The organism is Arthrobacter agilis (assembly GCF_002953615.1).
In the GTDB taxonomy this organism is placed as follows: domain Bacteria; phylum Actinomycetota; class Actinomycetes; order Actinomycetales; family Micrococcaceae; genus Arthrobacter_D; species Arthrobacter_D agilis_B.
In genome coordinates this window covers 1,643,853-1,646,405 of sequence record NZ_CP024915.1, presented here as the reverse complement: position 1 = coordinate 1,646,405, position 2,553 = coordinate 1,643,853, and the positions used below count along the sequence as shown (strand labels likewise).

2 protein-coding genes are annotated in these 2,553 nt (G+C 71.7%); one reads left to right on the top strand and one right to left on the bottom strand.

The window, feature by feature from the left end; genetic code table 11:
- A partial coding sequence (locus CVO76_RS17510; protein ID WP_279628606.1) for a TPM domain-containing protein occupies positions 1-1,995 on the bottom strand: 1,995 nt, incomplete at its 3' end.
- 317 nt (positions 1,996-2,312) lie between these two features.
- On the opposite strand from CVO76_RS17510, the gene CVO76_RS07865 reads away from it, so the two are divergent.
- A partial coding sequence (locus tag CVO76_RS07865; RefSeq protein WP_208741572.1) for a hypothetical protein occupies positions 2,313-2,553 on the top strand: 241 nt, incomplete at its 3' end.

Sequence of the window (2,553 nt, the reverse complement as noted above, 5' to 3'; positions counted from 1 at the left end):
GCCGTAACCGCCACCGAACCCACCGCCGAAGCCGCCGCCGTTGAGGATGGACCCGAGCAGGATGCCGCCGAGCAGGGCCCCGCCCATGCCGTCGCCGCCCCGTCTCCCGTACATGCCGCCCATCCCCATCCCACCGCGGCCGAAGCCCTCGACGTCCTGTTCCGCGAGCTGCGCGGCGTGGTCGGCGAGCAGAGCTGCCTGCTGGGCGTGGGAGAGCGCGGTCACGGGATCGGATCGCTGGAGGTCGACGGCGTGGTCGAGGTTGCGTTCCGCCTCGGCGAGACGCGTACGCGCCTCACTGCCGACGCCGCCGCGCCGCGCCCGGATGTAGTCGGCCGTGCCCGAGATGCTCGACTGCGCGGCGATGATCGCGTGCTGCAGCGAGTCCTGGGCGCGACGGGAGTTCTCGGCCTGGTCGCGGACGCCGCCGAGGGCTGCATCGAGCTGGGCGTGCGCGGCTTCGAGGCGCTGCAGCAGGGCGAGCGGATTGCTGCGCGCGTTCTGGCGCTCCTGCCGGACGGTCGTGACGGCGGCCTGGAGGGCGGCGACGGGACCGGCGAGGTCGCGGTACTGGCCGGCGCGGTCCATCGCCGCCGCCTGCGCGAGGTCCTGCTCCGCCTCGGGGAGCGCACGTTCGAGCTCGCGCTCGGCCCCGGCCAGTTCGTCGGCCCGCTTGTCGATGGCATCGAGGAGGACGGTGCTCTGGTGGACCGCCTCCTCGGCTGCACGCACCGCGACGACGGTCCGTCCGGTGTCACCGGCGGCCATGCGCGACTGCGCTTCGGAGGCGGCGCTCTCGACGAAGGAGAGGCGCTCCCGAGCCTGCTCGATGTTGTCGGCGACCTGGGAGGTCGCCGTCTCCAGGTAGCGGCCCTGCAGTGACCGGAGGGACTGCTCGGCCGCCTCGAACCGGCGGCCCGCATCCGCCGCGGCGGACTGCGCCCTGCGGAGCGCCTCGGGGGCGTTGCGCTCGAGCTCACGCAGGGCGTCGAAGTCCTCCTTGTGCGCCTGCAGCGAGGCATTCACGTCCTCGCAGCGGCGGATGATCTCCCCGAGCCACTGGCGCTGCTGCTGCTCCGTGTCCGGGATGTGGTCGTCGAGCTGCTGCTGCAGCTTGAACGATTCACCCATGTGCTGCTTGGCGGCGGCGATGTCCTGCGAGAACGTGGTGATGGCCTCGCTGCCGTACTGGGCTTCGGCGAAGCCCAGTTCCTGCTCGCTGGACTTGATGGCGTCGTCGGCCGCCACGAGCAGGCTGCCGGCGCGCTTGCGCAGGTCCTCGACGCTCAACGAGGCGAGCGGGTCGACCACCTCGCCCTCGGCGGAGGGCACGGGCCCGTAGCCGTATTCCTCGCGTTTGCGCTGAGCACTGCCACCGCCGCGGTTCTTGAGCAGCAGGTACCCTCCCGCGCCCGCGACGGCGACGAGTCCGCCGACGAGGGCCAGTCCACCGAGGGCGCTGCCGCCGGTCGTGGTTCCGCCGGTCGTGGTCCCTCCCGCTCCGCCGTTACCGGTCCCCGTCAGGGCATCCTCCGTGCCCTCGACGGCGGCGAGGCCGGCCTCGGCGAAGTTGCCGGCGCGCAGTTCGGGCTGGATGTACTCGTCGTAGAGCGCCTGGCCCTGTCCGCCGATCTCCGATCGGTTGCCCGGCGCGTACCCCGCCTCGCCCTGCTCCACGCCGACGGCGAGGACCGCCTCGTCGGCGCTCGACGCGTTGAGGCCGGCGGTGGCGGACGCCCACTGCTCGGCTCCGGCCGGATTCTCGAACGTGTCGACGTAGGCGACCCGTACGGTGAATCCCTCCTGCGAGCGCAGGTCCTCGATCGCGGCCTCGAGCCGGCTCTCCTCCTCGGGAGTGAGGACCCCTGCGGTGTCGGTGACGTAGTCACCGGAGGGGAAGGTGACCGGTTCGTCGGCCAGAGCCGCGGTGCTCGACAACAACGGAATCGCCACGACGGCGCCCAGGACAGCAGAGACGCGGGTGCGCCTGCTCATCATTCGCATTTCCGACCCTTCAGCATGTCCCCCGGACCCGACCGGTCCCAGGACTGGGGTCGGCGGACGCCGGAGGCTCCCTGTCCTCCCGATTCTATGGTTGGGGTCCGGGAGCGTCCACCACCACATCTATGCCCCTAGCGAAAGGGGCCCCGGATCGGACGGGGGCAGGGCGGAGGATACTGGGAACGCCCGGACCTCCCGTCCGGGGCGACCGTCCCAGCTCCAGCAACTTCTCAGAAACCGCACAGCGAATGCATGCTTGAGGCTCAGCGAAGGTTGCCATGATGTGGTCAACAGCAACGAAAGGACCTCCCATGAACGAGCAGCCAGGCTTCCAGGGCGACGCCGAACGCCCGCTCCCTCCGCAGCCCCAGAACCCGCCGTCGTGGGGGACGGGTCGGGACAACCGGCAGTCAGCCGATCAGCGGGACGGCCGGCCGGCGGACCAGGACGGCCGGCAGTCCGATCGGCAGCACCACGGATCCGCCCAGGATCCGTCGGTCTCCCACCCCGCCTATGCCGGGCACCAGCCCTTCTACGGCGAGCAGGGCGGGG